Raw genomic sequence first — 22,289 nt, 5'->3', positions numbered from 1 at the left:
TTTCAGCAAAAAACTTTTCGTGCGCCGTGCTGTGCGAATCTCCAGTCCCGCCCCGATCGTCCCGACCGCAGGTGTACGGACGCGACGGATGCAAACGGCGTACCGGGCGGAAAAAACCACCCTGAAAAGACAAAAAACAACCTTGACAGCCGCTGAAATTCCAATCACAATGGCCCGGTAAGAGCGCGCGAAAGACGTGCGTCTTCCCGGGACGACACTGCTCCATGTCGTTCGGAAGCGTTGCTTTCCGCTATTTTGGGAGGAGAGAATCCAGAGATGAACTGCATGCACTGCGGAGCGGTCCTGCCCGTCAGAGCCGAGCGATGCGAATACTGCGGCGCTGCCACCCCCTATGCGAAGGCCAACCTGGAGGAGAAGCTCAGACAGGAAAAGAAGGACGGCCTCAAGTCCATGAAACGCGTGTCCGGAGGAATGCTCCTGTTCCTCTACTTTTTCAGCCTGGGCTTCTACAGCTGCATCTGGTACATACTGCGGAGCAAATCCCTGAACCGCCTTGCCCCCAACAAGATCCGACTCCCTCTGTGGGCCGCCTGCCTGTACACGTTCCTTATCGTCAGTTGGTTTTCCCTTCCGCAGGACTTTGTCCGCCTCGGACTGGGGCTCTCGGCCGAGGCGATCGACGACTATTTCTCACTCGCCTTTCTGCTGAGCTTCGTCCTTTCCCTGTGGCTGGCCTTTCGGGTCCGCAGCATCCTTCAGATCTACGCCTCGCAGTACCTGGAGAAGAACGTCGTCGTGCTCAGCATCGCCTCCTCGGGCCTGATGACGGTATTGTTCGGCGCTCTCTACCTTCAGTTTCAGGTCAACAAGATGATCTCGATGGAACTGCTGAATCCCGATCTGTGACATTCGCCCCTCGGCTCCGCAGCACGTGCTCCCCGCCCGGAGCCCATTTTGGAAGCAATTCAGGAAGGAGCAGTCGAAAATGGCTTTACTGCAGATCGTCGAATGGGACTCCGGTCTCAACCCCTCGGACGTCTTCGCGTGGCGCTACGTGGACCGCAAGCATCCGGAGAAGAGCGACGCCCTCGGCAACTGGACCCAACTGGTCGTTCAGGAGTCCCAGGAGGCCGTCCTCTTCCGCGACGGACAGGCCCTCGACCTCTTCGGTCCGGGACGCTATACGCTCTCCACGGACAACATTCCGCTGCTGAGGCGCCTCATCAATCTGCCGACCGGCGGAGAAAATCCCTTCAAGGCCCACATCTGGTTCGTCAACAAGCTCAACGTTCTGGACGTCAAATGGGGGACTCTTTCCCCGTTGCTGCTCCGGGACCCCGAATATCAGATCCCCATCCCCGTCCGCGCCTACGGGCAGTTCGGCATCCGCATCCGGGACAGCCGCAAGTTCCTGCTCAAACTGGTCGGAACCCGCACCCGGCTCACCCGGGAGGAGCTGATCGAATCGTTCCGCGGCCTTTTGCTGAGCCGTATCGGCGATATGATCGCCACCTACATGACCCAGAAGAGGATCAACATCTTCGACATCAGCGCCTACCTTCGGGACATGTCCGACGAAGCCGTGGATGCGGTTCGCCCGGTGTTCGAGGAGTTCGGGATCGAACCCGCCAACTTCTTTATCGGTTCCGTCAACGTTCCGGACGACGACGACGCCGTGCTCGACCTCAAAAAGGCCATGAGCGAGCGGGCGCGTATGAACCTGATGGGATTCAACTATCAGCAGAAACGCTCCTTCGACGCCATGGAGCAGATGGCTCAGGCCTCGGGCGGGAGCGGAGGCGACGGAGGGGGCAATCCCCTGCTCGGGGCCGGCATGGGCCTCGGCGCAGGACTTGGAATGGGCGGAGCCTTCGGCCAGATGGCCTCCCAGATGGGGCAATTTTTGAACTCCCCGCAGCCCCAGCCGACGCCCTCCAGCCCGGAGACCTCCTCCCGCCCCTGTCCGAAGTGCGGCAAGTCCTGCGGAGCCGATGGACGTTTCTGCCCCTCATGCGGAGCGTCGCTGTCGGCGAAGCCCGGCTGCCCGCACTGCGGAGCGGAGGTGGCCGAGGACTCGCGCTTCTGCTTCAAGTGCGGCAAGCCGATCGGCAGGACATGTGCGTGCGGCGCCCCTCTCGCCCCGGACGCGGCGTTTTGTTCCCAATGCGGCAAAAGCACCCGGGGCAGTACCTCACAGGCATGACAAGGCCGCAATCGAAACCGTGAAAGGAAGGGAATCGATATGAGCAAAGCGACCAACAAAGCCAGGCAGATCTTCAACCTCTTTCTCCTCCTGATGCTGGTGGCCGTGATCACAGGAGTGACCGTCTGGTTCCTGACCACCCCCGAAGCCCGAGGGACGACCTTCTGGATGTCGATGGGGTTCGTGGCGTTCGCCGCCCTGCTGGGCACCCTTTTCGCCTCGCGGATCGTCATTCGAAGCAACTCGGGCAGGGAGATCCCGCACGGGTTTTCTCACATCTACCTGCTCGTGCTCTACTTCATCTTCGTCGTCGTCGCGGCTTTCGTAAACGCCCGGGTCGGTTTCGGGGTCAAGACCTATTTCCTCATTCACATCGCAGGATTGGCCGTTTTCCTCGTCCCGCTCCTTCTCACCAACATGGCGATGCTCAAGCTGAGCGGCTCGGACCGAAAGGAACATCAGCAGGGCCGTCAGAACCTGGTCCAGGCGTCCTCTCGCGTCAGGAACATGGCCGAGGATCTTCAGAACGTGCTCTCCGGGGAAAGAGAGCGGCTGACCCCTCTCTTCAAGTTGTCGGAATCCCTCCTCTACGCCGATCCCAGCGCCGCTCCCCAGGAGACGGAGAACGCCCTGAAGCAGGCGCTTGAAAACCTGGAAGAGGAGGTCGGCATGATGCTCGCCTCCTCCGCCGAGAGCCGCGACGCAAGATGGGAGACCGTCCTCCGGGCCTGCGTCAGGGCGGATCGTGCTCTGAGCGTTCGAAACGAGGCGGTTCTGCGATCGAAGTGATCCGAATTCTTCAAACGGACTGGGCTCCAGACGGACAGCGAGGCGGTCTCCCGAATTTTCCGGGAGACCGCCTTTATCGTGACGCACCGTCGGCAAACCGAAGAGAGGCTAGAACAGGCCCGTTATCTTTCCGTTCTCATCCACATCGATCGAGAGCGCTGCCGGCTTCTTCGGCAACCCCGGCATGGTCATGATCGCCCCCGTCACGGCCACCATGAACCCCGCCCCCGCGGAGAGGCGCACCTCACGCACCGTGATACGGAAGTCCTTTGGACGACCGACCTTCGTCGCATCGTCGGAGAAGGAATACTGGGTCTTGGCCATGCAGATCAGAAGGTCGTCCTTGCCCAACTGATGGATGAGCTCGAGGTCCTTCTCCGCCTGAGGGGTGAAATCGACGCCGTCGGCACCGTAGATCTCCCTGGCGATGGCCTCCATCTTCTCCTTGGGCGTCATCTCCGCCTTGTAGATGAACTTGAACTCGGAGGGCTTCTCACAGGCCTCGACAACCTTTTTGGCCAGCTCGACCCCGCCCTCGCCCCCCTTGGCCCACACCTCGGAGAGCGCAAAGGAGGCCCCGAGCTCCGCGCACTTCTTCTCCACCAGGGCCAGCTCGGCCTCGGTGTCCAGCGGGAAGCGGTTGATCGCCACGACAACGGGAAGCCCGAACTTCTTGACGTTCTCGATGTGCTTCTGGAGGTTGGGGATCCCCGCTTCGAGGGCCTTCAGGTCCTCGCCGGTCAGCTCCGTCTTCTTCTTGCCGCCGTGCATCTTGAGCGCGCGCACCGTCGCGACGACGACGACCGCATCCGGCTTGAGGTCCGCCATACGGCACTTGATGTCGAGAAACTTTTCGGCTCCGAGGTCCGCGCCAAACCCCGCCTCGGTGACGAGATAGTCGGCGAGCTTCAGCCCCAGGCGCGTAGCCTGAACGCTGTTGCATCCATGGGCGATGTTGGCGAAGGGGCCGCCGTGGATGAAGGCGGGGGAACCCTCCAGGGTCTGGACCAGGTTGGGTTTGATGGCCTCCTTCAGGAGGGCCGCCATGGATCCGGCCGCCCCGATGTCCGCCACGGTGACGGGTTTGCCCTCGTAGGTGTAGGCCAGAACGATCCTGGAGAGGCGGTCCTTGAGGTCCATCAGGTCCATGGAAAGACAGAGGATCGCCATGACCTCCGAGGCGACCGTGATGTCGAACCCGCTCTCTCGCGGAACCCCCTCGGTGCGTCCTCCGAGGCCGATGATGACCTTGCGCAGCGCACGCTCGTTCAGGTCCATCGCGCGACGGAACACGACGCGGCGGGGATCGATATTCAGCTCGTTGCCCTGTTGCATGTGGTTGTCCAGCATCGCGGCACAGAGATTATGGGCGGTGGTGATGGCGTGGAGGTCGCCCGTGAAGTGGAGGTTGATGTCCTCCATGGGGACGACCTGGGCATAGCCTCCGCCCGCCGCTCCTCCCTTGACCCCGAAGCTGGGCCCCAGGGAGGGCTCGCGCAGGGCGACGCAGACCTTCTTGCCGATCTTGCTCAGGCCGTCGGTCAATCCCACGCTGGTCGTGGTCTTGCCCTCGCCCGCTGGAGTCGGAGTGATCGCCGTCACGAGGACGAGCTTTCCGTTCGGTCTGTCCTTGAGATTCCTGAGGACCTGGGGCTGCACCTTGGCCTTGTACTTGCCGTAGAACTCAAGATCGTCCTCGGCAATCCCCAGCTTCTTCGCGATCTCCACTATGGGACGCATCTTCGCCGACTGCGCAATCTCGATATCGCTCGGTACCGTCATCATGCAACACTCCATTCTATATGATATTTAGTCAAAACGGTCAAAGTTTCGCCAAAGTGCCATTCCACAGGGACCCGGATCCTTCGATCCGTTCAATCGCAGCCATTGGCATCCGTCCGCCGCATCTCCCCCGACACCCGGCCTCCTTCGGAGCGCAGCCTTACTTCGCCAGGCAGCGATTGGCCGCAAGGGCCTCGATCAAAGTGGCGTCGTCGCCCTCGTCCGGCAACGCCTCCATCCGCTCATACTCGTGCCGGCCCCCCAAAGAATCCAGGATCTCCAGCATATCCTCGCTCTCCTCTCCGAAGCGGCCGGAGAGCAGACCGAAGAGGATGACCCCTCTGGAAAACCAATTGAGCAGGTTGTGGGAGAGGGACCAGACGTCCGAGAAGAGAAGGCTGAAGTGAAAGTCCTCCTCCTCTTCCTCCGAGTCGTCCACCGGATCGGGGAAATAACCCAGCATGTAGAAGGGAACGTTGGGGGCCATCGCCAGAGCATCCCAGAACATCGTGGCGGCTCCATCAAGCCCTCCCTTGCCCTCCCCGGCCAGCATGAAGGACGCGGCCAGCCTCGCATAGGCCCACCCCAGCTGACGATCCTCGTCCTGCAGCGTCTCGCGAAGGATGCCCGCCCAATCTTGCTTCTCGATCAAAATCCTGTAATACAGGCTCTTGACGGACCCCTGATCCTCCAGATCGTGACGCAGCAGCTCCCGGACGCTCTCCAGGGCCCGTTCGTCGTCCTCGAGGGAGAAGTGGGTGAAGGCCGTCCGCTGCAAGAGCGCGAGATAGACGTTGCCGAGCTCGTCCTCGGCAAACGCCTCCTCCGGGACGCCCTCGCCCTCCAGAACGCCGCGGGCGTTCTCCAGGGCGTGAAGAAGGATCGGCAGCCGCACCTCGTCGTCCTCGGTCAGGTCCGCCTGAAGCAAAAGGACCTCCGGGTTCTCCGGATCCAGCTCCAGCGCCTGCCGCACCAGTTCCTCCACCTCGGCCATATCCTCGGACTCGTAAGCGCTATCCAGAAGCTCTTCGATGCTCATTTCTCTTGCGTCCATATCAAGAACCTCCAACAAAAACTTCCCTTCGGACTCGGGTTCGGCGGCACCCGCTCACGGCAGCCGAGCCCGCCCCGCCGCCTCTATTTCCCGCCCGTATCCCAGCCTCCGCCGCCGCCCGGGGACGTACGATCCGAGCCCTCGCCGACATCCCACTGTCCTCCGGGGTTGTCCGACGAAGGCGGGGTCGGAGCCGGGTGAAAGCCTCCCCCTCGTCCGCCCCTCCCCCCCTCGTCCTGGCGGTACGAGGACAGGAGGCGCATAGGAACGTCTCCATGCCAGACAAGCCCCCAGGTACGGGCCAGATCGGCCAGATCCCAAGCGTCCCCGCACACCCAGAAACAGTCCCTCTCCCTCAGGCGCTCCGCAATCCAAGGACGTTTCTTTCCGAGGGCCTCCCAGGTGTGCTGACCTCCGGAAGGGGAGACCCGGCCCCAGCGATCGGCCAGCCAAACCCAGACGCCAGGCCTGCCAGAACGCCAGGCAATGACCGTTCGGACCAGGGGATCCTCCAGAATGCCCATGTGGTCGCATCCGTATTCCAGAATCATCCTAAACTCCCGGCTCCGGATAAAGTCGTTGCAGACCCAGGTGGCCGCCACCCGGGCCAGTTCCGGGACGTTCGCGGGCACGACGGACCCCACCAGTACGCAGGTCGGCACGAGACATCCATCGCCGCCCGTCCGGCCGTATACCCACCGGTTCGGAGCGATCTGAGCCACGGGAAACCCATCGAAGGTGGCGTACCATCCTCCAGGCATGCCCTCGGGACGCCACACCTCGAAATTCATGGCATAGGCCTTCTGATACGCCGCAAAGACGGCGTTGCCAGCGATACGGCACCCCGTCGACACTCCCGGCGCACAGCCTCCGCCCGGCACGAACAACGACTGGGCATCCGACCGGCCGCCGGACACGAACAGAATCGCCACCATCGCGGCGGCAAGAGAACAGCCCTTCCCGTTCCTCCATGTCATGATCTCGGATCACGCCTCCATCGACCAAACAAAGGACTTTGGGCGCTTCGCTCCCCCCACAGCGCAAGAGGACATTCGAAACGCCGCAGTGCGTCGTTCTTCGATTATATCAGGAGGCCGAAATATTTCCCCCTGCCCCGATACTCACTTTCAAACGAAATCGGAGTCTTTCATGCTATAATCGTCGACAACCGTATGATCGGTATCGAAGAATACGAGGAGGAGCCGCCTCATGCTGAAGATCGGCAACAATCCGAACGACGCCGCGGGCGTATTGGATGTCCGGCTTATCGACAGGGCCGCCGGACGTCCCGGTTCAGCCGAAGGACCGCGCGGTCGGGACGGGGCACTGGAAAAGGTTCGGGACGCAAAGGAGTCCATCTCCAGGACGACTTTTCGGATGTGGGACCGTCATGCCGAGATGGTGAAGAAGTCTCAGGAACTCAACAAGGCCCGAATCCGAAAGGACGCCATCGCCCGCCGAAACCGCTACAACCGCGAGATGCAGACGGAGCTCCTGGCGGAGCGGGCTCTTGAGAACGCCCGCCGCTCCCAATGGCTCAACGCCGCCGCCCTGAAACGGCGGGACCGAGAGGACGCTCTGCGACGGTCCTGAACTCAGGTTTTGTTCAATTTTACAAGCGAGGACGCCGATCGGGCGTCCTCGCTTGCTTTGCTCGTATTGAAGGCTCGTGCGGCCTCATTTCAATGCGCACAAATATCCCTCGCCGCGACCACGCCGCTGGCAGCCGCCTGGATAATCCCGCGGCTGACCCCGGCCCCGTCGCCGGCCATCCATAGCCCCTCGACCGACGGGACGGACAGCCCCTTCGACAGCTCGAGCCTCAGGGAATACAGCTTGATCTCGACCCCGTAGAGAAGGGTGTCCCCGTGGCTCACCCCGGGCATGATCTCGTTGAGGGCGTCCAGGAACTCCACGATATCCGTCACATAGCGATGCGGCAGAACGAGGCTCAGATCCCCCGGCTCCGCGGCCACGGTCGGCTCCACCATCCCCCGATCGATGCGGGACTGGGTGGAGCGGCGTCCGTCCCTCAGATCCGCGAGGCGCTGCACCAGGATTCCCCCGCCCGCCAGCATGTTCGCCAGCTTGGCGACGTGGGTGGCGTAGCCGATCGGGTCGTTGAAGGGCTCCGTAAAATTCTTCGTGACCAGGATCGCAAAGTTGGTGTTGCTGGATTTGCGGTTTTTGAGGCTATGCCCGTTGACCGTCACGAGGTTGTGCGACTGGTTGTACTCGTGCACCACGAACCCCGAGGGATTCATGCAGAAGGTCCGGCAGCGGTCGTCGAAGGTGGGGGTGTTGTATAGGCATTTCACCTCGTAAAACTCCCGGGTCAGGCTCTCACAGACGCTGTCGGGCACCTCCACGCGCACCCCGATGTCCACGGGCATCGAAGCGATGGGCAGCTTCAGGCGGCCGATGATCTGCTCCAGCCAAGGGGCCCCCTCGCGCCCCGGAACCGCCAGAACGCTCTCGGCGTGCTCTACCGAGCCGTCCTCGAAACGAATTCCGACCGCGCGGCCGCTCTCGATCAGAAGGTCCTCCACCGGTGCGCTCATACGAATCTCGCAGCCCCGACGCAGGTCCTCGTACATGTTGTCCAGGACCTCCCGCGAGGCGTCCGTCCCGATGTGCCGGATGCGGGCCGGCAGGACCCTCAACCCCACCCGGGCCCCGCGCCGTATGGTCTCCCGGGCGACATCCCCGCTCGCCTCGTAGCAGTGGGGGTCCGCTCCGAACTTCACGAAGCGGTCGTCGACGTAGCCGATCATCTCCATCAGGGCATCCCGGCCAATGTACTCCTCCAGGTTGCCGCCGAAGCCCGTGGTGAGCGTCAGCTTGCCGTCCGAGGCCGAGCCCGCCCCGCCCCAGCCCGAGACGATGGCGCACGAGGCACAGTTGACGCAGCTGCGAACCAGGCCCCCGACGATGGGACACTTGCGCTCACGGATCAGTTTGCCCTTGTCCGCAATCAGGACCCTTTTGCCGTTCTTCACCAGCTCGGCAGCGGCAAACACCCCCGCTGGCCCCGCCCCGACGATGGCGACGTCGTACTTCATGGCCTCCACTCTCCTTCCGGACCAAGGATGAATGCCCGTCAGCGCCCTGTGCCCGTCTCCCCTCCGAACCGATCGGGAAAAAAGGAGCGGACCTCGTCCAGAAAACGATCCACCCGCTCCGGAGTGTGGATGAAATTGGGATCGGAGAGGTCCAGCACCAGGAAGTTCGGAATGTCCATCTCCATCTTGACGAAGTCGATGAAGGGCGCGTAGGCGTTGTAGAGCATCCGCCAATACTCCTCGCCCGCCGCAATCTCGTCCTCGCGGCCCCGGGCGTGAATCCGACGCATGATCTCCTCGAAGGGACAGTGCACGAGGATCAGAAGCCTCGGGGCCTTCGTGTACCGGAGCAGGGAATCGTAGAGCGTCAGATAGCACCCGAACTGGCTGTCCCTGAAATACCCCTGCTTGTAGTAGAGCGTCGCGTAGACCTTGTCCCCGAAGACGCTGCGGTCCAGAATGTAATGATCCTCCTCGGAGGCGCAGAGGTACTGAGCGAAACGCGTGACCAGAAAATTGAGCTGCATGGGAAAAGCCCATTTGCGGTCGTGATGGAAGCGGCTCAACAGATCGTGCTGATCACGAAATTCCTCCGGCATGACCTTGAATCCGAGCCGCTCCGAAAGCAGATTAACGACCGTCGACTTGCCGCTCGCGGTCATTCCCTCGACTATGATCTGGATTTGTCCCAATTCAGCCCATCCTCCCTATCGTCTGTCCGCTCCGCCGGCCAGGACGGTGCGGTCGCCCCCATCCTTCTTCGCCGCGGTCATTGCATCGTAGGCCGCCCCCACAAAGGATGAAACGTCCATCTCCCTGCTGAACTCGGCCACACCGACGCTCAGGGATATGGAGTCCTCCCGGTCGAAAACGCCGTTTCGGGCCGTGTCCCGAAGCGCATCCGCCAGCAGGCAGGCGGGCCCCGACGTCTGGGGCGTCAGGACCATGAATTCGTCCCCGCCCCAGCGCCCCAGGAAATCCGTAGGACGCAAAATATTCTTCAGCGCCTTCATCAAGGTCTTGAGCGCCCGGTCGCAGGCCTCATACCCACGGAATTCGTTGAGGCGGCGAAAACCATCGATATCCATGATGATGAGACAAAGCGAACCCCGGTAACGGGCGGCACGTTCGAGCTCCGTGACCAGGACCCGCTCCATCCCCTGACGATTGAGCAAACCCGTCGTGCGGTCCGTAACGGCAACCCGGCGCAGCTGTTCCTGAGTGCGGCGAAGCAGGGTGACGTCCGTGCAGGTCAGGAGCACGGCCGCGGAGCCGTTCCAGTCCACGGGCCTCCCCCGGACATCCAGCCAAACCAGCTCTCCCCCGCTCGTGCCGACCCGGATCTCGAAACCGCCCGAACGGGCGTTCAGCAACTCCCTCAATCGACCGGAAAAATCGGCGTTCTGAGGATCGTTCGCCAGGGGCAGATCCGTCAGGGGCTTGCCCAGCAACGCCGTGGGATCGAGGTTCAGGGAAGCGGAAAAACTCTCGTTCACCGCAAGACAATTTCCCTGCAGATCCGCAACGAGCAGCATGTCGGAGACCGCATCCAGCATGGCCGCACCGTCAAAAGCCCCCTTGTCCGACACCTCCGATGAGGCCTCCGCCAAGGCGGGATCGTTGACGGGGACAGGCCGCTTCCCGGAGATGGGGGACATGCGCAAAACGGCTCCGGCGACCTCGCCCTCCTCCGACCGCAGGGGGGAGGCGAGCATCTCCCAAAAGCGATCGCCCTCCTCGTGCCGTTCGCGCAGTTCGATGCCGCCCATCCCTCCAAGCAGCGCGGACGCGAGCAGGTCATGAAGGGAGCGGTCCGCCGAATTGGCCTCGGGCGGATAGGGCGCCCCCACGACACAGTCGTGCCCCAGAAAGCGCTTGGCCGCGGCCCGGTAGCCGCGGGAAACGTAAATCAGCCTGCCCTGGGCATCGAGGACACAGCACAGGAGCCCGGGACATGCATCCAGCACCCGTCCCCAGTCTCTCGCTCCCTGCGGCCGAGCCGCCTCGACCTTTTCGGTCACGTCGACTCCGATCAATTGAATCGCGTCGCCCCCACGAAAAAGCGAGGGGGAGAGCTCCGCCTCCACCCATACCTGGGAGCCGTTCGCACGCAGCAGGGACAGACGGGCACGAACTCTTTCACGCGCCGCCTGCCGAAGCAGGGAGTCCAGCTTCTCCGCATCGGCAAAGGCACACATCGACCCGAGCGCTGCCGCCCCCCCATCCCGCGAGGCCAATTGCCAGAACCTCTCCGCACAACGGTTGGCGGCCAGAACGCCCCCCTGCACGTCGAGCAGGAGAAGCAAAAAGACCTCGCTGTCCATCAGATCCAGATAGCTGCGCTCGATCTCGCGGAAGGCCTTCTCCTCCCGCTCGAAGCGCATCAGCCTGCGCTCGAGCTCGACCGTGCGCATATAAAGGGACCTGTTCTCCTCCTCAAGAGACCAACGACGGGTTATCGGGCCTGGCATCCTATCCTGCATGGACAACATTCCTTTCCCCCCAGGACCGTCGGCGGGACGATCTCCTCACCTCGACGGCGGCCCTCCGCGGCAAAGGCCGCGGCTGAAAAGCTCACTTTTTGGAGGACTCCACGCCCTCCACACAAATTCGACACGGGCTCCCCCAGAGAGTGTTTTCCAAGCAAAAGTCCTTCAATTCAGAGCCGTTTGGGGAACCACCCTCCGGTGCATCGCTTGACGTCGGATATCGTGACGAACCCCTCGTCGGCAAAAAGAGCCTGGACCGCCTGAACATCGTGCCGCCTGCAAAAGATTTCGACGAGCAGGCGAGGGCCGCCGCGCCCCATTCCCTGAACCACCGTGGCGCCCAGCCCCCGATTTCGAACCGCCTCGATGGCCTGGCGTGCACGTTCTCCGTCCTCCATGATCACCTCGACAAGGATAAAGGTGTTCATCAGCTTTTCTTCAAGCCAGGACCCCACATAATTGCCCGCCGCGAACCCGCCGCAGTAGAAAAGCAGTTCGACAAAGGAAAGGGATCTGCCCCCTCCCAGGAGATATCCAAGGACCAGCATGTAGATCATGACCTCAAAAAAGCCGATGCAGGCCGCGATGAAGCGTTGTCCCTTGACCAGGAACAGAATGCGGGTCGTCTGGCAGCTGACGTCCAGAACACGGGCACAGAAAATCGCCAAAAGCCCCAGAACCTCCACCAACGCCACTCCCTTCAGAAAACCGACGCGCTGAAAAGCCCTCCGACGCAGGCCTCATCTTAGCATAAACTTCTCCCCGTCGTAACGGCTTTTTAGGGAACAAACCGAGGTTTGCGCATTTACCGCGCAATGCTTATTCTCACAATCACATTTATGCTGTATGATACATTCTTACGAACTCATCAGCATTCGAAAGAGCACTCCTTGCACTCATGGGCGTTTTCCCTTGAAGGTGAGGCCTATTGGGCGGCGCGATTCGCCTCCTCCACGCGCTTTTTACTTTCGATTTCGAAGTGCGGATGTAAAATTTGGAGAGGAGACCCCCACCGTGAGGAACGAACTTGTGTTCCGCAGATTCGAGAACGCCGAGGCCGACGCGGCAAAGTGCTACGCGGTCATACGCTCGCTCGAGCTTTCTTATGAGGACTGCGTCTCGGACCGTCTGAATGCCGCCGAGGAGGAGAGCCTGATACAAAGGCTCCTGCTGGAACAGGCTGCCCCCTCACCGGAAGGTAAGGGGAACGATGGTCTCTGGTCGTTGTACGACGTGAAGGACATGCCCAAGGATCGCCAGTTTGAGCTCGCCTATCGTCCGACCTGTCTGGCCACGGCGATCCTGATACATCTTTTGATGAAGGAGCAGAGCCGGCTTCTGGACAAGGGGTATTACGACTCCCTTCTGAGCGGCCTTCAAGCCGTGACCCGGTGGCACCGGGAGGAAAATCCCCAGGGCTTCGAACCCGGATTTCTGGATGTCTACGGAATATACCACCGTTGCGGCATCTACGAATTTCTCATGACCTACCCGAAGTTCTGTTCGGAGTTCTCCGACTTCTGGCTGGGAGCCGTCCGTCGCCTGCTGAGCACCAAACTGGAGGCCAATTTCTGGACGATCTCCTACAAGGACGCCGAGATCGCCGGCCAGCTCTCCCGGGAGGTGCGGGAACGCCACTCGGATTTCGTGGGGCGCATGCCGCATTCTCCGGACTCCGCGCGCCTGTTTTTCCTGTCCTACGACACGAACATGAACCTGGAGCAGATGAAGAGGCGCTGCGAGGACGCCGTCCTTCTGGGAACGACCGAGGTCGAGGACTATCGCCTCTCGTTCAGAAAGTCCCGAAGCAGCCACTATGCGACCATGGACCGCCGGCAAGGGGCGCGGACCCCCGCCGTCCTCTGGGCCCTGACGCGAAAGGACATGCAGGCTCTCGAGCTCTACGAGGGCGTCCCTCACTGCTACCAAAAGCACGACATCAACGTCAGCTATCAGGGGACCATGATCAAGGCGATCGTCTTTCTCCTGCCGGAGACCAACCCTCTGGGACGACCGACCCAGAGGTACGAACAGCTCATCCGCAAGAACTACGACTACCTCGGCTTCGACCCGTCCACTCTGGAGGAGGCCCTGGAGGAGGCTTCGAAGGCGGATCTCCCGAAACGGGACTGAGCACAACTGCTGCCCCTGCCCTCCTGCCTTTCCGGGAACCCCAGGGGCATTCCGTCGAGCAAAGGAGCATCAAGGGGACCGGAAAGAAGGACCGGTCCCCTCAATGTTCGTCGCGTTTCAGCCTTCCCAGGTCCGCAAGCCGGCGTTCCAGACGCTCCCGGAGCTCCGGGTCCAGCGGCCTGCCGCCGTACCACACCTCCTCGAAATCCGAGACGAATTGCTCGGCCAGCCGCCGAAGCGGCCCGTTCAACCGGGAGACAAACTCCTCCAGTCCCTCGGCGTTGCGCCGGTCCGCTCCATGCTTTCGCATCGCGCGATCGAAACGTTCCAGAAGCACGCGGCACGGATCCCGACGCCGGCGACGCAAAAAGGTCCCGATGAGCCACAGGCCGCTCAGGGGCAACACAAGCCAAAGCGCCCCCCCGACCAGGACGCTTCTCAAGCCCCCAAGTCCCCCCGAGGGCGCCCGCAGGGAGGCACGCGGGTTCCGCAGCAGGTCCCTCAGGAACGACGCCCACTCGCTCTGCGTCCGGGCATTGTACCCAACAAATCTGCTGTTCCACTGATAATCCAGGTAGTCCCAAAAATCCCACCAGCCCCCCAGGATCCCCGTTTCTCCCGCCCCTTCCGCGGAGCCCGCAGGGGTGGGGTCGATACGGACCCAGGTCCTTGCATCCCGGTCCCAGGCCTCCACCCATACATGGGCCTGCCGCTCCCGAACGGCGTAGTACCCGCCGGACCGGTTGTAGTGACCCCCTCGATACCCCGCGACCAGGCGGGCGGGCACCCCCGCCATGCGCAGCATCACCCCGGCGGCAGAGGCAAAGTACTCGCAATTGCCGCGCCTGACGTCGAGGACGAACCGCTCCAGTGCGTCCTCACCCAGCACCAGCCCCTCCAAAGACCATAGATAGCCGCCCCCCCTGAAGTGGGACGCTATCGCGTCCATCCGCCCCCTCCCGTCCGGGATTCCCCGGATCAATTCCCGGGTCAGCTCCTTCAAGGCCGGGGCATAACCCCTGGGAAGCTCAAGAAAGACCGACTCGGCCGAATCGGAGAGCGTTCCCGGGAGCGGCGAGAGGACGGAGACGGCCTCGTAACGGAGCGCCTCTCCAGTGCCGTGCCTCCAGAAGGTTCCATTCCCCAGGCCGGTGGCGCCTCCTCCCCGAGTCGCGAGCGGCCGGTCCAGGGCGAAGAGCCAGCGGTGTCTCCCCGGTTCGAGGATGATTTTCTGTCGCACCTGCGGCGTATTCGCATCCGGATGTCCCCAGCCCTCGCCGCGCGCCCTCAGGTCCACCTCCCAGCCGACGCCGGTAAAGTAGGAGAGCACCGCACCCCGCCAATAGAGTCGATCCGGGGGGAGCTCCTCGGTCTCGGCCCGGAACGAAAGCCGGTCGCTTCCCTGAATCGTTCCGACCTCCCCCAGGCGCAGCCGCTCGGAAAAGCCCGTCGAAGCCACGGCGCCCCCTCCGGCCAGGGGACGGAGAATGGGGTTCCGCACCCGCGGCGCCAGAAAGAAAAGCGCCAGGCACAGGGGAAGCATCATGGCGAATATCCCGAGGGCACGGCGAAGAAGGCGGCCCGCATCGGCGAGGGAGAGCCTGGCATCCGCCTCCCGTCTCTGCCAGGCGGCCAGCATCAGGATCAGGGAGGCGCAGTATCCCGTTCCTAGGGCGGCGAGCAGAAAGAGCTTCTCCACGGACAGAAGGGCGTAGACCACGAGGGCAACCAGGGTGAGGAGCGCGATCTGGACGTAATCCCTGGAGGACTTACGGTCCAATACGCGAAAGAGGAAAAGAAGCAGGACGGCCTCGAGAAAGGGCTCCGCCATATACCGCCGGCTCACCCGGGAAAGGACGAGGACGAGCAGAAGCACGACCCCCCCGAGCGACAGGACGGCAGGCGGGCGCGGCAGGTCCAAAACCCGGACCAGGACCACCGCCATAAGGGCGAGGGCAAAGACCGAAGCGGTCCCCCAGCCTATCCCGTCCCACACCATCAAAAGACACAGGCAGCCGCAGCCGCAGACCACCGCATCGAGGACAGCCTCCACCGACACCGTACGTACAGCCGGCCCCTCGACGCCGGCTCGAAGCGAAGGCCTCATCTCAAGTCCCCCTCGGGCCTTCCGAACTCGTAGAGGGCCAGCCGTTTGAGGAGGCCGAGGCGAAAGCCCCACCCCGAGGCCGGGGGAATCACGGTTCCACGGTCCTTCATCCCGAGGGGCACGCCCTCCCGCCCCGACTCGAGGAGCCTTCCGGCCGCAAGGGAGAGCCCGCGCTCCACACCCTGAGCGGCCACCAGGGCATCGAGATCGATCATCCGACCGGACGGCGGAGGCGGCCCTTCGAAGATACGGGTGCTCAAGGTCCCCGTACGGGCGGAGACCTTCCAGTGAATGCGGCTCACGGGGTCGCCCGTCCGATAGGGGCGTATGCCTGCGACATCCGTGGTCTCGACCGAAAATCTCCTGCCCCTCTCCTCCCCTCGGGGTTCTCCATCCTCACCGCCGCTGCCGTCCTCCCCGCGCCTGTAAAGGGGTTCGGGAAAGACCAGCACCTCCGCCTCCGAAGGCTCCTTCCCCCAACGGACGAAGAAGTCGAAGGGGTACGCGGACGAGAGCTCGAGCCCGACGGCTTCCCGCCCCCGGCGGGGCAGGCTCATCCACACGCTGCGGGCCAGGACCTCCCCGGGCGGGACGAGCCCGAAAAAAGCACGGGGCCCCTCCCGCACCTCCGTCCCCCGTCCGCTGCGCAGGAGCACCTCGATGAGATGCAGCGATGCGAAACGGCGCCGATTCCGGACCTTGACCACAACCCTGAAGGCACGGCCCGCATAGATCTCGTCGGGCATCTCCGTCCAGACCTCGGCCCCCATCACGTTGCGGCGGCCGGCGATCCCCGAGGCCGCCATATAGCCCAACAGCAGGGCCGTCACGAGATAGAGCAGGTTGTTCCCACTGTTGACGGAGACCACTCCCAGGGCGACGGTCAGGAGGATATAGACCCCGCCCGAAGGGCGGACCCGGATCACCGGAGAAGTCCGCATCAGGGGATGGGCACCGTGTCCAGGATCGCCTGCAGGATATCCTCGCGGGACGACGTCGTCCCCCGCGCCGGCTGAAGGCGATGCGCCAAGACCTCGGGGGCCAGAAAACGGACGTCCTCGGGAACCACGTAGTCGCGCCCGCGCATCCAGGCCAGAGCCCGAGCCACCCGCAGGACCATCATGGCGCCGCGCGGGGAGATCCCCCCCTCCAGCATCGGCTGGTCCCGCGTCCTCTCCGCAAGATCCAGAACGTAATCCAGAATCCGGTCGTCGACCCTCACATCGCGCTCGATCCTGCCCTGCAGGTCGGCGATCTCCTCGGCCGAGAAGAGCGCGGGAAAGGCGAACAAATCCTCCTTCTGGGGTCCCAGCCTCAGGATCCGCCGTTCCGCATCCCGGGAGGGGTAGCCGATCGACGCCTTGATCATGAAACGGTCCATCTGGGATTCGGGGAGCGGGAAGGTCCCCGCGTGCTCCACGGGATTCTGCGTCGCGACGACGAAGAAGGGGCGCGGCAGGGCATAGCTCCTCCCGTCCACGGTGACCTGCTCCTCGCCCATCGCCTCCAGCAGGGCGCTCTGGGTCTTGGGGGTGGCCCGATTGATCTCGTCCACCAGCAGCAGGTTGTTGAACACCGGGCCCGGATGGAACTCGAACTGCCCCGTCTCCGCCTTGTAGACGCTCAGCCCCGTGACGTCGGTCGGGAGGAGGTCGTTGGTGCACTGCACCCGGCCGAAGCGCAGACCCAGCAGTCGTGCCGCGGCCAGGGCCAGGGTCGTCTTGCCCAGGCCCGGAAGGTCCTCCAGCAGGAGATGGCCTCCTGCGAAGACGCAGGCCAGAAGCCGTATCAGGACGGCCTCCTTGCCGTGCAGCAAAAAGGAAAGATGCCTGAGGGCCCCCGCCACTTTGGGGTTGGCCACATCGAAGGTGTGCCCGCGATCGTTCATCGAAAGACCTCCTGCGAAAATGCGAATCTCCTTTTCCGGAAGAGCCGCGGTGCGGCCCTCCTCAGCCGGGACGACCGGAAGACGACGACAATCCCGTAAAAAAGATGATAACAAACTTTCGGCCCCCGGAGCATCCTCGAGAACGGAAGCCTCGGGAAACGGCTCCCGATCGGACGAAAAGCCGCTCCCCAATGGGAAGCGGCTTGGGTGATCTCCAGGGCGGAGCGGATTCCCTATTGCCGGGGCCCCTCCTCCAGCACCTTCGCCAATCCGGGCTCGAAGGTCAGCGAGACCCCCTCCCCCTCCGCCCAGATCCGCTTGACGTCGGGGTTGTCGATCTGCACCAGCACGTCGCCCCGGTCTGTCCGCACCCAGGACTCCACGCTGTTGCCCAGATAGACGTTGGCAGTGACGGACCCGTCCTCGATGCCCGCCCCGGGCTCCCCGAGCGACAGGGACTCCGGACGCGCCATCACCACGGCCGAATCCCCCTTCTTCAGGCCCTGAGTCCAGCGCGGCACCTCGAAGGTGCGCCCCTTCAGCTCGACCCGGCACGCCCCCTCCCCGACGTCGAGCACCCGGCAGGGGAAGAAGGCGACCTTGCCCACGAACCCCGCTACAAACGTGTCCACGGGGTCCCGGTAGATCGCGCTGGGCGTCCCCATCTGGACGATCCGGCCGCCGCGCATCACGATGATCCGGTCGGACAGGCTCATGGCCTCCACCCGGTCGTGCGTCACGTACATCGCGGTGATCCCCAGCGTTCTCTGGAGCCGGCGGATCTCCACCCTCATCTGCTCCCTGAGGAGCGCATCGAGGTTCGACAAGGGTTCGTCGAGGAGGAGCACCGAGGGCTCGACGATGAGGGACCGCGCCAGGGCCACGCGCTGCTGCTGTCCGCCCGAGAGGCGCGACGGGGGACGCTTGGCCAGCGCGCCCAGCCCGACCATGTCGAGAAAACGGCGCACCTTCTCCTCGATGGCCGAGCCCTCCATTTTGCGCAGCTTCAGCCCGTAAGCGACGTTGTCGAAGACGTTCATGTGCGGAAACAGCCCGTAGCTCTGGAAGACCATCGCGGTGTCCCGCTTGTTCGGCGGGACCTCCGTGACGTCCGTCTCCCCGATCATGATACGCCCCGAGGTGGGGCGTTCGAAGCCGGACAGCATCCGCAGCACCGTCGTCTTGCCGCAGCCCGACGGGCCGAGCAGGGTGACCAGTTCGCCCGGCTCGATCCGGAACGACACCCCGTCGACGGCCGTGACGTCCTGACCGGACTGGGGGTCGCGGAAGACCTTGCTCACCTCCCGGAGCGTTACGGATTTCGACGCGCCAATTCTCTTGTCCATGTCAGTCATTGGAAGACCTCTCTGTATGGGAAAAGATAGCCTTTCGGGCTATGCCCCGGCACCGACGCTCTTCATCAGGTTCTCGTTTCGGCGCACCAAAAGCCGCATGATCCCGAACACCCCGAAGACGATGACGATCAGGACGGTGGACAGCACGCTGGCCAGCCCGAACCGCAGGTTCTCCGAGAAGTTGTAGATCAGAACCGTCAAGTGGTACCAGCGCGCGGAGATCAGGAAGATGACCGCGCTGACCGCCGTCATGGAGCGGACGAAGGTGTAGGACAGGCTCGACAGGAACGCGGGCCGGACGAGCGGCAGGACGACGGTCCGGAAGACGGTCGCGGAATCGGCGCCCAGATCGGTGGCCGCCTCCTCGATGGAGGGGTCGATCTGGCGCAGCGAGGCGATTCCCCCCTCCACGCCCACCGGGAGCTCGCGCACCACGTAGTTGATGACGATGATCGCGGCGGTCCCCACCAGCACCAGGGGCGCCCGGTTGAACGCCAGGACGTAGCTGATGCCGACCAGCGTGCCCGGCAGCGCGAAGGGCGTCATCAGCAGAGCCTCGAGCAGACGCTTGCCGTGGAATTTCTTGCGGACGATGACGAGCGCCGCGACCATGGCGACGACCCCCGCTATGGGCGTGGCGATCCCGGCCAGGGTCACCGTGTCGACCAGCGCGTCCCGGGCCCGCGTCAGGGCCTCCCGGATGTTGACCAGGCTGAAGGTGTAGTCGATGCCCCAGTTCCTGACGAAGCATCCCGCGACGATCGTGCCGTAGAGCAGGATCAGGAATCCGATGACGAGCGCGATCAGGGAGACGAGGAGGAGACGGACCCCCGGCGTCGTCAGCTCCGTAATGCGCCCGGTCGGCTTTCCCGTCACGGTCACGAAGGAGCGACGGGACACCCAGAACCGCTGCGCCAGGAAGGCCGTCATGGTCGGAAGCAGGAGCAGCAGGGAGAGGGCCGCGCCGTGGCCCAGCCGGTTCATCCCCGTCACCTCCAGGTAGGACTCGAGCGACAGGACCCGGAAGCCGCCCGACAGGATCAGGGGGTTGGCGAAGTCCGCCAGGGAGTTCGTGAAGACCAGAAGCCATGCGCTGAGGATCCCCGGAACCGCCAGCGGCAGGGTGACGGACGTGAAGGTCCGGAACCGCGTGGCGGAGAGGTTCAGGGCGGCCTCCTCGTAGGTGGAGTCTATGGCGTCCAGGACGCCGCTCAGCGTGAGGAACGCGATGGGGAACATCCCCATGGTCTGCACCAGGACCAGACCCGGGAGGCCGTAGATGGAGAAGTTGGAAAGCCCGAGCCAACGGGTGACGAGCCCGTTGTTGCCCAGGAGCAGGATGACCGACAGCGTCAGGGAGAAGGGCGGGGAGATGACCGGCAGCACGCCCATCGTGGCGATGAACCTCTTGAAGCGCACGTTGGTCCGCGAGCAGACGAACGCGAAGAGAAATCCCACCAGGGTGGAGGACGTGGCCGTCCAGCATCCCAGCTCGAGGCTGCCCATCAGGGCGGACCGATACCCCCCGGAGCTCAGGATGGTGCGCCAGATCGCGAGCGAAAAACGCCCCTCCTCGAGAAAGGAAAGGCGCACCGCCTCGAAGAGGGGGTACGCCACAAAGACCAGGGCCATCAGAAAAAGCCCCACGACCGCGAAGCCCACGATGGGATCCCGGCTGAACAGCACCTGCCAGGCGACGATTCCGAACAGCAGCCACGCAACGCCGAAGAGGATGTAGAGCAGACGCACGAACCCCCGCTCTCCGGCGGAGTCGAACGAGAAGAGCAGCGCACCCTCCACATCTCCCGTCCCCGGGTTCACCGCCGGGGCAAAGAAGAGCGCCCGTTCCGCGCCTCCGACCGTCCAGTCCCTTTCACTTCGGTAGATCTCCTCGTAGGCGGCGTTGTCGAACCCTTTGACGAACTCGGGATCGGAAGCCGACCGCTCGCAGAGCGCGCTCAGCTCCGAGTCGCCGCGCACCGCAACCGTCTCCCCGGGGGCTGGCGGCCCTTCGACCAGGGCCACCCGATAGGCGGCGCTGCGGGCGGAAAGACGCCCCAGCCAAACCGCCACGTCCTCCGAATCCGAGGGATAGCTCGCCGCCGCCGCGGCGACCGTGCGCCGCTGGGTGTCCCTGGAAAGGGAAAGAAACTCGCCCCGCACGTTGCCGAGGATCCAGCCCCCGACCAGCGCGACGAACGCCATCGCAAGGAGGAAGTTCAGAACCCGCTTCTTCGTGAACATTCCGGTCTCACCTCCGACCCGTACACCGCCCCGCCCGGCGGTCTCCGCCGGCCCATCGCGCCGAAGCCCCCAGCCTCAGCTATTTCTCGGGTGCGCCGGCGATCTCCTTGTTCCACCGCTCGATCAGGCGCGCCTTGTTGGCGGCATCCCATTGGTCGTCCTGATCGACGAGGTTCATGCTGTCCAGGGAGAAGCCCGTCTCGGACGGCTTCGCCAGCTTCGACAGGGGGATGACGTACCATCGGGCAATGATGTCCATGGCCTTCTCCCCCAGCACCCAGTCGTAGAGCTTCTTGGCGTTGAGGGCGTCGGGGCCGCCCTTCAGCAGGGACATGGAGGCCGTCTCGAACCCCGTCCCGTCAGCGGGGACCGCAATTTCGATGGGCGCCCCCTCCTTCTTCAGCTTCACCTGATCGTGCAGGTAGCCGATCGCGACGGGGATCTCGCCGATCGCGCAGTTCTTCCCGGGCGCGGACCCGGAGCGCGTGTACTGCTCGATGGCGCCATCCAGTTTTTTGAAGTACTCGAACGCCTTGTCCTCGTCCCCGCCGTTGATGCGGATGATCGTGGTCATGACGTTGTAGGCGGTGCCAGAGGTGGCGGGGTGCGCCATGCGGACCTTCTTGGCGTATTCGGGCTTCAGCAGATCCGCCCAGGAACGCGGCATCTCGAGCTTGAGGTCCTCGGCCCGCTTCGTGTTCATGCAGAAGGCGATCGGCCCGACGTAGAGCCCGGTCCAGTAGCGCTCCGGATCGCGATACTTCTCGGGAATGCTGTCCGCGACTCGGGAACGGTACGGGGCCGTCAGCCCCTTGAGCTTGGCCTCGATGTGCTGCGTCCCCACCCCGCCGACCCAGATGGAGGCCTGCGGATTGGCCTTCTCCGCCTCGATGCGGGCCACGGCCTCCCCGCCGGAGAGCCGCACCCACTCGACGCGGATCCCCGTCTCCTTTTCGAACGTGTCGAACAGCTCCTTGGCCAAGGGCTCCTCCACCGTCGTGTAGGCCTTGACGACCTCCGCGGCATGGGCCGCACCCAGCCCCAGAAGCAGAACGAAGACCATCGCCATCCAAGTTCTTCTCATCGCAGAATCCTCCTTCAAGATCGAATGTCACAAACCCGCCCGCGACTCCGGAAAGAACGGCAACAACTTCTTCCGAATTCTTCCGAGAGGGCGAACCGCGATCGTTTCAAATATTGTAACATCTTCCTCCCCTCCCGA

The 22,289-nt window shown here is 63.6% G+C and carries 18 protein-coding genes; 5 read left to right on the top strand and 13 right to left on the bottom strand.

The features are described 5' to 3' along the window. The first annotated feature begins 276 nt into the window (after nucleotides 1-276). From EII26_RS06170 to EII26_RS06160, 3 genes are all read left to right on the top strand, one after another. Complete coding sequence (locus EII26_RS06170; protein WP_124888275.1) at nucleotides 277-867, top strand: DUF4234 domain-containing protein; 591 nt, start codon at nucleotides 277-279, stop codon at nucleotides 865-867. Between the two features lie 79 nt (nucleotides 868-946). Further along, the gene (locus EII26_RS06165; RefSeq protein WP_124888274.1) at nucleotides 947-2,164 is read left to right on the top strand and encodes an SPFH domain-containing protein; all 1,218 of its coding nucleotides are present in this window, start codon (nucleotides 947-949) and stop codon (nucleotides 2,162-2,164) included. A 39-nt stretch (nucleotides 2,165-2,203) separates the two neighbouring features. Beyond that, on the top strand, nucleotides 2,204-2,953 hold the full coding sequence (locus tag EII26_RS06160; RefSeq protein ID WP_124888273.1) for a hypothetical protein: 750 nt from the start codon (nucleotides 2,204-2,206) through the stop codon (nucleotides 2,951-2,953). Nucleotides 2,954-3,061: 108 nt separating this feature from the next. On the opposite strand, the gene EII26_RS06155 is transcribed toward EII26_RS06160, so the two are convergent. From EII26_RS06155 to EII26_RS06145, 3 genes are all read right to left on the bottom strand, one after another. Further along, nucleotides 3,062-4,735, bottom strand: coding sequence for a formate--tetrahydrofolate ligase (locus tag EII26_RS06155; protein WP_199735087.1), 1,674 nt, complete (start codon nucleotides 4,733-4,735; stop codon nucleotides 3,062-3,064). A gap of 160 nt (nucleotides 4,736-4,895) precedes the next feature. After that, nucleotides 4,896-5,789: a hypothetical protein gene (locus EII26_RS06150; RefSeq protein ID WP_124888271.1), complete on the bottom strand. Its 894-nt coding sequence runs from the start codon at nucleotides 5,787-5,789 to the stop codon at nucleotides 4,896-4,898. Nucleotides 5,790-5,872: 83 nt separating this feature from the next. Beyond that, a complete protein-coding gene (locus EII26_RS06145; RefSeq protein ID WP_124888270.1) occupies nucleotides 5,873-6,766 on the bottom strand; it encodes a hypothetical protein in 894 nt (297 codons plus the stop codon). 232 nt (nucleotides 6,767-6,998) lie between these two features. Between EII26_RS06145 and EII26_RS06140 the strand changes: the two genes are divergently transcribed. Further along, nucleotides 6,999-7,382: a hypothetical protein gene (locus tag EII26_RS06140; protein ID WP_124888269.1), complete on the top strand. Its 384-nt coding sequence runs from the start codon at nucleotides 6,999-7,001 to the stop codon at nucleotides 7,380-7,382. A gap of 89 nt (nucleotides 7,383-7,471) precedes the next feature. Here the strand turns inward: EII26_RS06140 and EII26_RS06135 are convergent, their stop codons facing one another. The 4 genes from EII26_RS06135 to EII26_RS06120 form a co-directional block, all read right to left on the bottom strand. Next, nucleotides 7,472-8,851, bottom strand: a complete 1,380-nt coding sequence (locus tag EII26_RS06135) for an NAD(P)/FAD-dependent oxidoreductase (RefSeq protein WP_124888268.1) — start codon at nucleotides 8,849-8,851, stop codon at nucleotides 7,472-7,474. A 38-nt stretch (nucleotides 8,852-8,889) separates the two neighbouring features. Continuing rightward, nucleotides 8,890-9,543: a deoxynucleoside kinase gene (locus tag EII26_RS06130; RefSeq protein WP_124888267.1), complete on the bottom strand. Its 654-nt coding sequence runs from the start codon at nucleotides 9,541-9,543 to the stop codon at nucleotides 8,890-8,892. Between the two features lie 15 nt (nucleotides 9,544-9,558). Beyond that, a complete protein-coding gene (locus tag EII26_RS06125) occupies nucleotides 9,559-11,265 on the bottom strand; it encodes a sensor domain-containing diguanylate cyclase (RefSeq protein ID WP_158612183.1) in 1,707 nt (568 codons plus the stop codon). Between the two features lie 245 nt (nucleotides 11,266-11,510). Continuing rightward, nucleotides 11,511-12,026, bottom strand: coding sequence for a DUF5698 domain-containing protein (locus EII26_RS06120; RefSeq protein ID WP_233572632.1), 516 nt, complete (start codon nucleotides 12,024-12,026; stop codon nucleotides 11,511-11,513). A 328-nt stretch (nucleotides 12,027-12,354) separates the two neighbouring features. On the opposite strand from EII26_RS06120, the gene EII26_RS06115 reads away from it, so the two are divergent. Further along, on the top strand, nucleotides 12,355-13,473 hold the full coding sequence (locus tag EII26_RS06115) for a gamma-glutamylcyclotransferase family protein (RefSeq protein WP_158612182.1): 1,119 nt from the start codon (nucleotides 12,355-12,357) through the stop codon (nucleotides 13,471-13,473). A 100-nt stretch (nucleotides 13,474-13,573) separates the two neighbouring features. Here EII26_RS06115 and EII26_RS06110 read toward each other — a convergent pair whose 3' ends face one another. The 6 genes from EII26_RS06110 to EII26_RS06085 form a co-directional block, all read right to left on the bottom strand. Continuing rightward, nucleotides 13,574-15,580 (bottom strand): transglutaminase TgpA family protein, encoded by a 2,007-nt coding sequence (locus tag EII26_RS06110; RefSeq protein WP_124888263.1) that lies wholly within the window; start codon nucleotides 15,578-15,580, stop codon nucleotides 13,574-13,576. After that, nucleotides 15,577-16,521 carry a DUF58 domain-containing protein gene (locus EII26_RS06105; RefSeq protein ID WP_124888262.1) on the bottom strand — a complete coding sequence of 315 codons (945 nt, stop codon included), beginning with the start codon at nucleotides 16,519-16,521 and terminating at the stop codon, nucleotides 15,577-15,579. Before EII26_RS06105 ends, EII26_RS06110 begins: the two co-directional genes overlap by 4 nt. Beyond that, nucleotides 16,521-17,468 (bottom strand): AAA family ATPase, encoded by a 948-nt coding sequence (locus tag EII26_RS06100; protein ID WP_124888261.1) that lies wholly within the window; start codon nucleotides 17,466-17,468, stop codon nucleotides 16,521-16,523. Before EII26_RS06100 ends, EII26_RS06105 begins: the two co-directional genes overlap by 1 nt. Nucleotides 17,469-17,701: 233 nt before the next feature. Then, a complete protein-coding gene (locus EII26_RS06095) occupies nucleotides 17,702-18,814 on the bottom strand; it encodes an ABC transporter ATP-binding protein (protein ID WP_124888284.1) in 1,113 nt (370 codons plus the stop codon). A gap of 48 nt (nucleotides 18,815-18,862) precedes the next feature. Then, nucleotides 18,863-21,067: an ABC transporter permease gene (locus EII26_RS06090; protein ID WP_124888260.1), complete on the bottom strand. Its 2,205-nt coding sequence runs from the start codon at nucleotides 21,065-21,067 to the stop codon at nucleotides 18,863-18,865. A 79-nt stretch (nucleotides 21,068-21,146) separates the two neighbouring features. After that, nucleotides 21,147-22,151 carry an ABC transporter substrate-binding protein gene (locus EII26_RS06085; RefSeq protein WP_124888259.1) on the bottom strand — a complete coding sequence of 335 codons (1,005 nt, stop codon included), beginning with the start codon at nucleotides 22,149-22,151 and terminating at the stop codon, nucleotides 21,147-21,149. Between the last annotated feature and the right edge of the window lie 138 nt (nucleotides 22,152-22,289).

The sequence above is a fragment of the Fretibacterium sp. OH1220_COT-178 genome, from assembly GCF_003860125.1.
Classification (GTDB): Bacteria; Synergistota; Synergistia; order Synergistales; family Aminobacteriaceae; genus CAJPSE01.
Note: the sequence above shows the minus strand (reverse complement) of the source record. Positions and strands in the feature narration are given on the sequence as shown.